14 protein-coding genes are annotated in these 12,051 nt (G+C 63.0%); 2 read left to right on the top strand and 12 right to left on the bottom strand.

Translation table 11 applies throughout. The features are described 5' to 3' along the window. Positions 1-23: 23 nt before the first annotated feature. Genes AC0969_RS05830 through AC0969_RS05820 form a run of 3 tightly spaced genes read right to left on the bottom strand, consistent with a single transcriptional unit; the run spans position 24 to position 3,668 of the window. The gene (locus tag AC0969_RS05830; RefSeq protein ID WP_479623195.1) at positions 24-1,019 is read right to left on the bottom strand and encodes an ABC transporter permease; all 996 of its coding nucleotides are present in this window, start codon (positions 1,017-1,019) and stop codon (positions 24-26) included. After that, positions 1,000-2,487, bottom strand: a complete 1,488-nt coding sequence (locus AC0969_RS05825; protein WP_479623194.1) for a sugar ABC transporter ATP-binding protein — start codon at positions 2,485-2,487, stop codon at positions 1,000-1,002. The genes AC0969_RS05830 and AC0969_RS05825 overlap by 20 nt, the downstream gene beginning before the upstream one ends. Further along, positions 2,484-3,668 carry an ROK family protein gene (locus AC0969_RS05820; protein WP_479623354.1) on the bottom strand — a complete coding sequence of 395 codons (1,185 nt, stop codon included), beginning with the start codon at positions 3,666-3,668 and terminating at the stop codon, positions 2,484-2,486. Before AC0969_RS05820 ends, AC0969_RS05825 begins: the two co-directional genes overlap by 4 nt. A gap of 214 nt (positions 3,669-3,882) precedes the next feature. On the opposite strand from AC0969_RS05820, the gene ppk2 reads away from it, so the two are divergent. Next, the gene (gene ppk2 / locus AC0969_RS05815; protein ID WP_479623353.1) at positions 3,883-4,770 is read left to right on the top strand and encodes a polyphosphate kinase 2; all 888 of its coding nucleotides are present in this window, start codon (positions 3,883-3,885) and stop codon (positions 4,768-4,770) included. Positions 4,771-5,087: 317 nt separating this feature from the next. On the opposite strand, the gene AC0969_RS05810 is transcribed toward ppk2, so the two are convergent. The 5 genes from AC0969_RS05810 to AC0969_RS05790 all read right to left on the bottom strand — a co-directional run bounded on the left by AC0969_RS05810 (position 5,088) and on the right by AC0969_RS05790 (position 7,870). After that, a complete protein-coding gene (locus AC0969_RS05810) occupies positions 5,088-5,846 on the bottom strand; it encodes an SDR family NAD(P)-dependent oxidoreductase (protein ID WP_479623193.1) in 759 nt (252 codons plus the stop codon). A 72-nt stretch (positions 5,847-5,918) separates the two neighbouring features. Beyond that, complete coding sequence (locus tag AC0969_RS05805; RefSeq protein WP_479623192.1) at positions 5,919-6,128, bottom strand: hypothetical protein; 210 nt, start codon at positions 6,126-6,128, stop codon at positions 5,919-5,921. Between the two features lie 8 nt (positions 6,129-6,136). Continuing rightward, entirely contained in the window at positions 6,137-6,550 is a 414-nt protein-coding gene (locus tag AC0969_RS05800) for a hypothetical protein (RefSeq protein ID WP_479623191.1), read from the bottom strand. Between the two features lie 233 nt (positions 6,551-6,783). Further along, positions 6,784-7,074, bottom strand: coding sequence for a hypothetical protein (locus AC0969_RS05795; RefSeq protein WP_479623190.1), 291 nt, complete (start codon positions 7,072-7,074; stop codon positions 6,784-6,786). Between the two features lie 91 nt (positions 7,075-7,165). Next, positions 7,166-7,870, bottom strand: a complete 705-nt coding sequence (locus AC0969_RS05790) for a riboflavin synthase subunit alpha (protein ID WP_479623189.1) — start codon at positions 7,868-7,870, stop codon at positions 7,166-7,168. A gap of 156 nt (positions 7,871-8,026) precedes the next feature. Between AC0969_RS05790 and AC0969_RS05785 the strand changes: the two genes are divergently transcribed. Continuing rightward, complete coding sequence (locus AC0969_RS05785) at positions 8,027-8,335, top strand: hypothetical protein (RefSeq protein WP_479623188.1); 309 nt, start codon at positions 8,027-8,029, stop codon at positions 8,333-8,335. Between the two features lie 51 nt (positions 8,336-8,386). Here the strand turns inward: AC0969_RS05785 and AC0969_RS05780 are convergent, their stop codons facing one another. From AC0969_RS05780 to AC0969_RS05765, 4 genes are all read right to left on the bottom strand, one after another. Then, positions 8,387-8,845 carry a GAF domain-containing protein gene (locus AC0969_RS05780; RefSeq protein WP_479623187.1) on the bottom strand — a complete coding sequence of 153 codons (459 nt, stop codon included), beginning with the start codon at positions 8,843-8,845 and terminating at the stop codon, positions 8,387-8,389. 173 nt (positions 8,846-9,018) lie between these two features. Beyond that, complete coding sequence (locus AC0969_RS05775; RefSeq protein ID WP_479623186.1) at positions 9,019-9,660, bottom strand: pseudouridine synthase; 642 nt, start codon at positions 9,658-9,660, stop codon at positions 9,019-9,021. Then, positions 9,647-9,913 carry a VF530 family protein gene (locus AC0969_RS05770; RefSeq protein ID WP_479623185.1) on the bottom strand — a complete coding sequence of 89 codons (267 nt, stop codon included), beginning with the start codon at positions 9,911-9,913 and terminating at the stop codon, positions 9,647-9,649. The genes AC0969_RS05775 and AC0969_RS05770 overlap by 14 nt, the downstream gene beginning before the upstream one ends. Continuing rightward, positions 9,910-12,024 (bottom strand): PAS domain-containing hybrid sensor histidine kinase/response regulator, encoded by a 2,115-nt coding sequence (locus AC0969_RS05765; RefSeq protein ID WP_479623184.1) that lies wholly within the window; start codon positions 12,022-12,024, stop codon positions 9,910-9,912. Before AC0969_RS05765 ends, AC0969_RS05770 begins: the two co-directional genes overlap by 4 nt. Positions 12,025-12,051 lie beyond the last annotated feature (27 nt).

Raw genomic sequence — 12,051 nt, 5'->3', positions numbered from 1 at the left:
GGTGGCGAAAGCTATCTCTAAAACTAACGTTTGCTGCGCTGCATGAATGCCACGCTGATGATCACAAAGCCCTGCACGGCAGCGTTCAGGTACACGCTGATGATGCTGGTCAGGTTCAGGATGTTGCTGATGACGGACAGCAAAATGGCACCCACCACCGTGCCGGTGATGCTGCCCGCGCCGCCTTTGAGCGCCGTGCCGCCCACGATCACGGCGGCAATGGCCTCCAGCTCCCACAGCAGGCCGGTGGTGGGCGAGGCCGAGCCCAGGCGCGGCACGTAGAGCAGGGTGGCGATGCCCACGCACACGCCCAGCAGCACGTAGGTCAAAATTTTGATCCGGTCCACGTCCACGGCGGCGTAGCGGGCCACCTGCTCATTGGAGCCAATCGCCTGCACGTAGCGGCCAAAGGCGGTGCGGTTCAAAATCACGCCGCCCAGCAGCGCCACCACCAAAAATACCCACACCGGAATCGGCACACCCAGCAGGCTGGCGTAGTAGACGGGGCTGTACACGTCCGATAAATCGTTGTCCAGCGTGATCGCGCCGCCGTTGGCAAAGTAGGTCAGGTAAGCGCGAAAGATGCCCAGCGTGCCCAGCGTCACGATAAAAGGCTCGATGCGGCCCTTGGTGATCAGCAGGCCGTGCGCCAGGCCAAACAGCGCCCCCAGCACCAGCGCCAACGCCATGCCCAGCACCACCACCAGCACGGGCGAGGCCAGCATTGGCCCCAGGGTGTTCATGCATAGGATCACGCTGCCCGCAATCAGCGCCGCCATCGACCCCACCGACAAATCGATGCCGCCCGAGACGATCACAAAACACATGCCCACCGCGATGATGCCGATGAAGGCGGTGCGGGTCAGCACGTTCATGGCGTTATCCAGCGTGGCGAAGTTGCTGTTCAGCAGCGTGCCCGCGATGAGCAGCAGCACCAGGCCGATCACCGGGCCCATGCCGTGCAGGCGGCCCATCCAGTGGGTGGCGGTGCGCGGCGTTTTAGTTTGTTCCGGTGGCATGTGAGATCAGCTCCTGTTCGGTTAATTGGTGTTCTTCGAGTACCGTCTGTAATTTGCCGCCGCGCATCACTGCCACGCGGTGGCACAGGCCGATCAGCTCCATCAGCTCGCTGGAGATGACCACCACGGCCAGCCCCTCACGGGCGAGGCGCTGCACCAGAAAGTAGATGTCGCGCTTGGCCCCCACGTCCACTCCGCGTGTGGGTTCATCCAGCACCACAACCTTGGGGTTCGGATGCAGCACCTTGGCCAGGGCCAGCTTTTGCTGGTTGCCACCGGACAGGCTGGAGGCCTTGCTTTGCAGGTCGCCGGTGCGGATGCCGTAATCCTCCACGGCGGTTTTTAGCGCGGCCATTTCGGCCTGCGGGTCCAAAAACGGGTGGGTGTAGCGCTCTAGCGCCATCAGGGTCAGGTTCTCGCGCAGGCCGAAGTGCACGTGCAGGCCCTTGCCTTTGCGGTCTTCGCTGAGGTAGGTCAGGCCCTGCTTTGCGGCAGCGCGCGGGCTTTGGATGTTGGTGACCCGGCCTTGCAGTTCGATGCGGCCCGCCGTGCGCTGGCGCAGGCCCAGCAGACCTTCAAACAGCTCGGTGCGGCCTGCGCCCACCAGCCCGGCAAAGCCCAGGATCTCGCCGGGGCGGACTTCGAAACTCACGTCGGTGGCCCAGCCGGGCACGGTCAACCCGGTGACTTTGAGCATGGGCGCTGTGGCGGGTGCATGGGGCGCTTTGGGCGGGTACAGATCGGTCAGCTCCCGGCCCACCATCAGGCTGGCCATCTGCTGGCGGGTCAGGTTCTTGGTTTCTTCGCGGGCCACAAAGCGGCCGTCGCGCATCACCACCACCTCGTCGGTCACCTGTTCCACCTCGTCGAGCTTGTGCGAGATGTAGACCAGGGTGACTCCGTCGGCTTTCAGCTGCACCATCAGCGCAAACAGGCGCTTGGTCTCACCCGGGGTGAGGGTGGCGGTGGGTTCGTCCATGATCAGCAGGCGGGCCTTGCGCAGCAGGGCGCGGGCGATTTCCACCAGCTGCTTTTCGGCCACGATCAGGTGCTTCACCCGGGTGTTCACGTCGGCCTGTAGGCCCACCTGGGCGATGGCCTTGGCGGCCTCGGTTTGCATGGCTACGTCATCCAGCAGCCAACCCTTCTTTTTCTCGTGGCCGAGGAACAGGTTTTGCGCAATCGTCAGGTCTTCGGCCAGGCTGAATTCCTGGTGGATCAGCACAATGCCTTGCGCCTCGGCCTGGCGCGAGGTGGTGAAGCTCTGGGGCAGGCCGTTGATGCGCAGCGTGCCGCCGGTGGCCACCTCAAACCCGGCCAGAATCTTCATCAGCGTGGACTTGCCCGCGCCGTTTTCGCCCAGCAGGCCCACGGTGCGGCCTGCCTGGAGCGCAAAGCTGACACCGTGCAGTACGCGCACCGGGCCAAATTCTTTGACCACGTTGTCAAATTCCACGTTCACGCTCATCGGGTGGCCTTTTTGAGGGTTTCTTGCATGGCCAGCACGCCTGCGCCCACCAGCCCAGCCTGCTCGGCCAGCGGGGTGACCTGGATCTCCAGGTGCCGGGTGGACAAGGCCAGCGAGCGCTGGTAGATGCTTTGCCGCACCGAGGCCAAAAACAGCGGCCCGATGCGGGTGATGCCGCCGCCAATGAACACGTGCGAGGGGTTGAAGAAGTTCACCACCGAGGCCAGCATTTGCCCGATCAGGTTGCCGGTGTGCTGGATGATGCGGTTGGCTGCTGCGTCGCCATGGCGGCTGGCGTTGCCCACGTCTTCCGGGGTGATGGTGCCGGTGTTGGCCAAGCAGGCGGCCAGCAGGGCGCTTTCGCCGGATGCGGCGGCCTCCAGTGCCATGCGGGTGATGGCCGGGCCGGCGGCCATGGCCTCCACGCAGCCCAGGTTGCCGCAGTGGCAGCGCGGCCCGGCGGTATCTACGCAGATGTGGCCCACGTCGCCTGCCGAGCCGTTGGCACCCCGGTACACCTCGCCGTGGCAGACGATGCCGCAGCCAATGCCGGTACCCACCTTGATGACCAGAAAGTTTTGCAGGCTGCGCTGTAGCCGCCACAGCTCGCCCAAGGCCATGGTGTTCACGTCGTTGTCTACAAACACCGGCGCGGCAAAGTCTTCGCGCAGCGCGTCGCGGATGGAAAAGCTGTCCCACTGCGGCATCAACGGCGGGTTAACCAGCTGGCCGCTGGCAAAGTCCACCGGGCCGGGCACGCCGATGCCGATGCCAATTACTTGCTGCGGTGTGGCGGCGCACTGGGCCAGCAGCTCGCGCATCAGCACCCGCACCCGGGCCATCACCAGGCCGGGGCCTGCGCGCACGTCGGCGGCTTCGGAGTGGCGGGCCAGCACGGAGAGATCGGGGCGCAGGATGGCGATGTCCAGGCTGGTGGCACCCAGGTCGGCAGCAATCAGTACGCCCAGGCTGGGGTTGATCTGCACCGTCTCCGGACGGCGGCCGCCGCTGGAGGCCTTCAGCCCGGTCTCTAACAGCAGACCTTCATCCAGCAGGGCGGCGACCAGGCTGTTGGTTTTGCTTTTGGAGAAGTCCAGCCGCGCGGCCAGGGCCAGACGCGACGCGCCCACTGACCAAAAAATGGTTTGTAGCAGGGTCGTTTCATCGGCGGATAACTGCATTCCGAGGGGCACAACTGGTCTCCGTTATAAGCCCAACCGTCTGTCGAACGCGGTCGGTAGCGGATGGTAGGCGGCACACTTCTGCCGTACAAGTTTTATCTTCGACCAAATTCAGGTCAAACAAGCGGACACCAATTTGTCATTTTTTTGACATATCGTCACGCTACCGTAACGCCATTTGCAATTGGAGATGCCCTTGAACGCCAACGACGACATGGTGCAACGCATGCACCGCGACCTGATCGACAGCTACGACGAGGAGCTGGAGATGGAGATGGACGACCGCATGCTGAGCGGCGAGGATGGCGAGCCCGCCACCGAAGCCCACAAGGAAGCCCGCCGCCAGTATTTCCGCGAGCTGTTTCGTCTGCAGGCCGAGCTGGTCAAGCTGCAAGACTGGGTGGTTGCCACCGGCCACAAGGTGGTGATCTTGTTTGAAGGCCGCGACGCCGCAGGCAAGGGCGGTGTCATCAAGCGCATCACCCAGCGCCTGAACCCGCGCGTCTGCCGCGTGGCCGCGCTGCCCGCGCCCAACGACCGCGAACGCACCCAGTGGTACTTTCAGCGCTACGTGTCGCACCTGCCCGCCGCAGGCGAAATCGTGCTGTTTGACCGCAGCTGGTACAACCGCGCCGGGGTCGAGCGGGTGATGGGTTTCTGCACCGACGACCAGTACGAAGAGTTCTTCCGCACCGTGCCCGAGTTCGAGCGCATGCTGGTGCGCAGCGGCATCCAGCTGGTGAAATACTGGTTTTCCATCTCCGACCAGGAGCAGCACCTGCGCTTTCTGGGCCGCATCCACGACCCGCTGAAGCAGTGGAAGCTCAGCCCGATGGACCTCGAATCCCGCCGCCGCTGGGAGGAATACACCAAGGCCAAAGAGGTGATGCTGGAGCGCACCCACATCCCCGAAGCCCCCTGGTGGGTGGTGCAGGCCGTGGACAAAAAGAAGGCCCGCCTGAACTGCATCCACCACCTGCTGCAGCAAATGCCCTACCAGGAGACCGAGCACCCCGCTATCGTTCTTCCCGAGCGCGAGCGCCACGAAGACTACATCCGCAACGCCGTGCCGCAGGAAATTGTGGTACCCGAGATTTATTGAACACCCCCAGGCTGCAGCGCTTCGTGTCTTTCGCCAACCCCCTCGCATCGGTTTGAAAAACCGATGCGACACGCAGGGGGCAACAGCAGCGGCCTGGCGGAGCCAGTTCCGCGCTGTTTCACGAAGGGGTGTCTGTGTGATGGGTATATGTGGTTTAGGCTGCTGGCGCCTATGGAATCGGCGTGAGCAGCTCCTAAAACCGTAGCGGGCGGTAGCCAATAGGGGTCGGATCATCCGCGCGCGAAAAGGTTGGATGCCGCCCAGGTCGTCAATCGCGCGTGTGCTCCGACCCCTATTGGCGGTTCAACCTCCCAACGTCACTCCCGAACGTCAGCAACCGCCTCCACCCCAAAATCCCCCCGCCCCAAATAAGCCAACACCCGCGCCGCCGCAACCCCCGGCGACGTCAACTGCCCCAAGCGGTGCAAATCGGCAAACGCCCCCTGGTCCGCAAACGCCCCCGAGTCCGCCCCGCGCAACTGCGCCTGCATGTCGGTATCGATCACCCCCGGCGCCAGCGAACACACTTTCGCCCCATTCACTTGCCCCGCCTCGTCCAAAGCCACGCAACGCGTGAAGTGGTCCATCCCCGCCTTGGCCGCGCAGTAAGCGGCGGATGCCGCCATCGCCCGCCGCCCCAGCCCCGACGAAATATTCAACACCCGCCGCTGCCCCGGCCAGACCCGCGTGGCCCCCAAAAACGCCGCCGTCAACTGCATCGGCGCCTCCAACCCCACCCGCAGCGCCTGCGCCAGGTCCGCCCCGTCGGCATCCCGCAAAGGGGTTAGCTGCGCCAGCGTGCCCGCGTTGTTGATCAGCGTCACGCTGGCCCACCGCGCCGCGTCCTGCTGCGCCAGCCAGGCACCCAGCCGCTGCGCCACCGGCAGGCTGTCCGCCAGATCGGCCTGCCACTGCTCCAGCACGCTGCCCGCCGTGGCGACCAGCTGCGCATTCGTGTGCCGCGAGATGCACACCAGATGCTGGCCCGCTTGCAGCAGTTGCTCGGCCAAGCCCATGCCCATGCCGCGCGATGCGCCGGTGAGGATGGTGAGGTTTTGGGGGGAAGTGTTGTGCATGTAATAAGAATCTAGCGCAGGATGGGTCTGCGTGAGTAGCTATGGAATATGTAGTGAATCGTAGTGGATGGGTCAATCATTGAGACTCACACCCAAGGCATCCAGCTTCTTTGCGTACGAGTCCCTGCGCTTTGCCGCCTTTGCAGCGGCGTCAACGGCGGCTTGGATGGCCTTGGGCCCCTTTTTTCCAGCAGCTTTGATCAATTCAAACTTGTGCGCGGCATCAGACTCCGCCCGCTTGAAAGTGGCGATGATTTCGACATGGGTAACAGATGGCTTCACAGGTTCCCTTAAAGTTTTATGTAAGTCCGAAGCAACGCTGTTCTCAATTCGCGGTTAGCTGGTTTTGAAACATCTACGCCCTGAACCGCCAGGTCGAACTGTGAGCCGGGCCTGATGCTGGTTGGGAGTATTTTTTTTACGGGATTTATGGCGGGGTACTTGCCATCAGCAAGACACATGCGAACGGAAAACCCAAATTCGTCGAGTACACCTTTCGCGTACAACTCCGCCAAATGCTGAAACGACACGAATGTTGCGCATTTCACTTCTTTAACCCCTGGCTCGCGGATGCTACGAACGATCTCAAATTTACCAAGCGTATCCCGTTGTGTATTCGTAAAGGGATGCACAAAAAACGTCCCACGGAGTTCTCCCTTTGGGGACGCCAGCGTGTGCTCGACGGCGATATCAGTTAACAGCATGTTGTTTTCCTTGTGATTCAATAAGCCACAGATGGTCCAGCCCCATTGGCCTCCATCACCCCCCAAAGTTCCCGCTCGCGATTTTCAAACCAGGCCGCTGGGGAGTCGATGCCTCTTGAGATACGAAGTGCTCGATATTGGCAGCGCTTACCTTGCGGGAAGGGACTCTATGGTTCGTATATTACGAATTGCGGCAACGAAACGAAGGGCTGCTTGTGACCGAATTTTGCCATTCAAAGCCCCTCAGCCGCCGCCCAAAGATCGCCACCCCCACCCCCTGCATACCAATCCCCAAACCGCGCCCGATACCCCTGCCAAGGCTCCGCCAGCAGCACGGTGGCTGCGGCCAGTTGGGATACGTCGTCCAGGCAGAGTTGCACGGTGGGGCAGCTCACCCCGGCTAGCGTGGGTGCTACCACCCGTACCGGTTTCACCAGCAACCAGCTGGCCATCGGCACTATCACCAGCAGCAAGAGCGCAAGCCGTTTCAGGGCCGGGAGTTTGAAAACCTGTGGTTGGGGCACATTCGTTTATTTAATGAAAAAATGGCCTCTAGCGAATACCGCGCCTACGCAAGTAGCTATAAAAATTAGAGTAAAAATCCTCCCCACCAACTTACTTTGGCAGGGTGGGCACGCCCACAAAATCATCCAACGACAGCCCCTTCTCCTTCAGCAAAGCTTCCAGCAGCGGCTGCAATTTGCCCAAACTCTCGGCCACGGTTTCGCGTACGGTGTCCACCACCACCTGGGTGCTGCGCTCGATCTCGATGTTGACCGGGTCGCCCGTCTGCTTGTGGCCAAAGGTGGTGGCGCGGCGGGTTTCGGGGATCAGCCAGACCTCGAACCAGCCCTCTGTGCGGTTGACTTCCGAGACGGTGAGGCTGGCACCGTTGATGGCGATGTAGCCTTTGGCGAAGATGTATTTGCGAAACGCTTCTGGAATGGCGAAGCGCAGTTTGCAGTTGGTGTCGGTCAGCAGCACGTCGGTGAGGGTGGTGCAGAAATCGACGTGGCCGGAGAGCGGGTGGCCGCCGATTTCGGCGCCTTCCTTGGCGGCGCGCTCCACGTTGACGACTGTGCCTTGCATGAAACCGCCCAGGGTGGTGATGTTCAGGCTTTGCAAAATCACGTCGAACGCGGCGGCGGTGGGGGACACCAGTTCGGTAACCGTCAGGCACACGCCATCTACCGAGACGCTGGCCCCGATGGCCAAATCTTGGCAAAAACCGGGCGGGAAGGCGAGGGTGAAGCTGCGCATGCCGTCCTGGTCGTGGAGGGCTGCAATGGTGGCGGTGGCCTGGACGATGCCTGTGAACATGGTGTGCTGCGGTGGGTAAAACCGCCATTGTCCGTCAGCCCGGGGCGACACTTATACTGGATAGCCATGCGCGATGGGGACTGGTGCTGGGTCGCCATGCCTTTGGGCACCTACCGCGTGCAGACATTTCTATTTTCTGTTTTCAAGCCGTCCGCCATGCCTACTACCCTGACCGTACCCTCCGAAGCCGCAGAATCCTCGCCAGCCGATGCCATTGCCGGCGCGCTGCAAAAGCACAAACAGGTTGCCGAAGAAATCAAAGAGGTAGCCGAGGAGCTGGGCGTGTTGCACGCGGTGCTTGACACGCAAATTCCGGGCGATGTGCACCACGAAGACGTGGACGAGGCCGTGGCCCGCACCGATGCGCTGGAAAAGCGCTTGAACGAATCGGCCAAGGTGCTGGAAGACGCTACCGAAGCCTTGGAGCAAGAGGTCAAGGCCCTGCAGGCAGGCCAAGACTCTTAGCGTGAAACAACTTTCATGGCTCGGGGTGCGCTGCACCCGAGTCCATGAAAGTTAGGTTTGCAGCAAATAGGCTGGCAATAGCTGGGCGGCCTGCTGCAGCAGCTCAAATTCCGCATCGGACAAGGTCAACTCCTGTACATCGAAGTGGCACAGGGTGCCCCAGAGTTCGCCACGGGTGCTGAGCAGTGGCACACCGTGGTAGCAGACCATCACGCCCTGATAGGGGTGGCCGTCCAGACGGGAATCGGTGGCGGAGTTGGTGGTTTGGAAAACCCCGTCGCGCAACACAAACTGGCAAAAACTGGTGGCCAAGGGCGCTTCGGCCAGAAACGCGGGGCAGATTTCGCCCAGCTTATCGTTCAGCAGCAGGTTGCGCAGGATGTCGCCGTCTAACCGGTACACCGCCGTGAAGCGGTGCGCCACGCCCGCGTTCAGGTACTCGATGGCGGCTTGTGCGCCATGGGTTTCCAGCGTGGCGGACAGGGCAGCGAGGCTTCGGGTGGTGTGCATGGTGGTCCGTAGAAAACTGCGTATAGATGGCAGAAAAGGCGAAGTATGGCTATCAAAAGCACAGTCTATGCCAGTTGTGCAAAGCAAGGTGAATTTTAGGCATTAAAAATGCCTTCACCGCCTATCCCCTCTGCGTTATAAGCTATCTATTAAATAGCAAATTGGTATGGCGGCTAAAACGCGGCTGCGCAGTCCCAGCGCAGTGCCACGCCAGTGGCCGGGTGCTGCAAGGCCAGGCTGCTGGCATGCAGCAGCAAGCGGCCTGCCATGGCCTGCACAGCGGGCGGGGCGTACAGCGCGTCGCCCAGCATGGGGTGGCCGATGGCGGCCAGGTGCACGCGTAACTGGTGCGACCGTCCTGTGACGGGCTCCAGTTCTAGCCGGGTGCGGTCGTTCAACCTCTCCAGTACCCGCCAGCGGGTGCAACTGGGTTTGCCGTTCTCCCAGTCGATCTTGCGCAGCGGGCGGTTGGGCCAGTCCACCAGAATGGGCAGGTCGATCTGGCCTTGTGCCTCAGTGGGGTGGCCTGCCACCACGGCGGTGTAGCGCTTGTCGACTTCGCGGTTGGCAAAGGCGGCGTTGAGCAGGCGCTGCATGTCGATGCCGCGCGCCATCACCAGCAGGCCAGAGGTGGACATGTCCAGGCGGTGCACCACCAGTGCATCGGGGTAGGCCTGCTGGGCGCGGGCGCTTAAGGCATCTTGCTTGTCTTCACCCCGGCCCGGCACGGAGAGCAGGCCGCTGGGTTTGTTGAAAACGAGGAGCTGGTCGTCGGCGTAGACGGTGTCCAGGAGCAACGGTTCAGAGGTTTCCACGGCGTTGTTCGCGCTGCATGAAGAGGAATAGGCCCTCGACCTTTTCGCGCGCCCAAGGGGTTTTGCGCAGGAATTTCAGGCTGGAGGCGATGCTGGGGTCGCTGGTGAAGCAGCGGATGTCGATCTGCTGGCCCAGGTTTTCCCAGCCGTAGACGCTGACCAGCTCGGTCAGGATGGCCTCCAGGGTCAGTCCGTGCAGGGGGTTGCGGGCTTGTTTGGCGGGCGGTGGGGTATCAGGGGTATCAGCGGTCATGCGGCGGGGTTGTCCAGAATCAGGCGCTGCACGGTAGCACAGAGTTCTTCGACGTCGTTGGGTTTGTGGATCAGGGCTTTGACGCCTTCGGCGATGGCGCTTTGCTCGATCTCGGCGGTGATGTAGCCCGAGGCCAGAGCCACCGGCAGGTCGGGGCGGATGCGCTGGGCTTCGCGCACCAGGTCTACGCCGCAGTAGCCGGGCATGTTGAAGTCGGTGACCAGCAGGTCGTAGGCGGCGGCGTTGGCGCGCAGCTCGGCGGCGGCCTTGTTGGGGTCGGAGAAGCCGCTGACCCGAAAGCCGCGCCGGCGCAGCAGCCGCTCGACCAAAAACACCAGGGCGTGGTCGTCGTCTACATACATCACGTGCTTGCCCAGCACCTGTTCGCTGGCGGCTGGGGCCGGTTCAGCGATGGGCGCGGGCGCAGCCAGCGGCGTATCCGGGCCGGTGGCGGGGAAGTACAGGGTGAAACGGCTGCCCAGGGCGGGGGCGCTTTGCACATCGACCGCACCGGCGTGGCTGCGCATCACGCCGTGCACCACGGCCAGGCCCAGGCCGGTGCCCTGGCCGACTTCTTTGGTGGTGAAGAAAGGCTCGAAGATGCGCAGCAAGGTGGTGTCGTCCATGCCTTTGCCGCTGTCCAGCACGGTGAGCATGGCGTAGCGCCCTGGTGCAATGCCGAGGCGGTCGCACAGGCGCAGATCGGGTTCGACCCCGCTGAGTTCGATGGTGACGGCCCCGCGCTGGTCGCCGTTGGCCTGGATGGCGTTGGTACACAGGTTGAGCACGGCTTGCTGGACCTGTACCGCGTCGGCCATCACCACCGGGGTGTCGGGGTGGATGTGCAGGTGCAGCTCCACGGCCGGGGGCAGGGTCACGCGCAGCAGTCGCTCGGTTTCCACCACCAGTTCGGCCAGGGCGACCGGGGCGCGGCGCGGCGCTTCGTTGCGGCTGAAGGTCAGAATCTGGCGCACCAAATCACGGGCGCGGCGACCGGCTTTGTCGATTTCGTGCAGGCTGACCTGGGCGGGCGAGTTGGGGCCTGCGTCTTCCTTGGCCAGCTCCACGTTGCCCAGAATGGCGCTGAGGATGTTGTTGAAGTCGTGTGCAATGCCGCCCGCCATCGTGCCCACGGCCTGCATTTTTTGCGATTCGCGCAGCTGGGCTTCGAGCACGCTGCGCTGCACTTCGGCGCGCTTGCGGCTGGTCAGGTCGCGGGCAAAGACGGTGGTGGTCTCGCCACTGGGGTGGCGTTCAAACGATACGCTGACTTCGACGGACAAGCGTTTGCCATCGGCGGTGAGTGCCGTCATTTCGCCCAGAAACGCCTGGGTGGATATTTGGTTCAAGGCCAGTGCGTGCCCGGCCTCGGGGAAGAAGCGCGTCAGCAGGCTGCCCAGCGCCTGCGAGGGCGGGCATTGGAACAGCACCGCCGCCGTGGGGTTGAAGACGGTGATGCGCTGGTCTTTATCGACGCAGATGATGGCATCCAGCGCCGAGTTGATGATGGCTTCCAAGCGGCTTTCGCTAGAGCGCAGTTGTTCGTTGCGCTGGCGCAGGGCGGATGCGCTGAGTTGCAGGGCGCGGCGTTCGGCCAGCAGCGGGCCCTGGTCCACCACGGCGCAGATGTATTGGGCGATGGCGTCGGACGCGCTGTCGAGCCGGGCGATGTGCAGGTCGCCCGACATGGCGCCGTCCAGGCCAATGGTGAACACCACCTCGGTGGCTTCACAGTGGCCGTCTACCCGCGCTTCGCGAAAGGCTTGGCGGACCTGCTCGGTGCAGCCCGGGCTGACGAAGGGCATCAGGAAGTGCAGCGGCCGGTCTTGCTCGGTGGGCTGGAACAGGCGTTGCGCCATGGCATTGCTTTGCACCACCAGGTCGTGGTCGTCCACCACCATCAGCGCCAGCGGCACGCCTGAAAACAAGGTTTCAAACCGTTCGGATGCCGCCTCTGACGCGGCCTGGCTGTAGCGCAGTACTTTGCTCTGATTTTCCAACTCCACCAGGCGGTTGCGCAGATCCTGGATCAACGCGTGTGCCGGGGGGGGCGGTGGCAGGTTGTCTTGCGGCGCGGTGGGCACCAATGCGGGTGGAGGGGGCAGGCGCATGAGGGGACTGGTGGCGGCTTTGGCGGG

This window comes from Rhodoferax sp. LB1P47 (genome assembly GCF_056521445.1).
The sequence above is the reverse complement of the archived record's forward strand: the minus strand, read 5'-3'. Positions and strand labels throughout refer to the sequence as shown.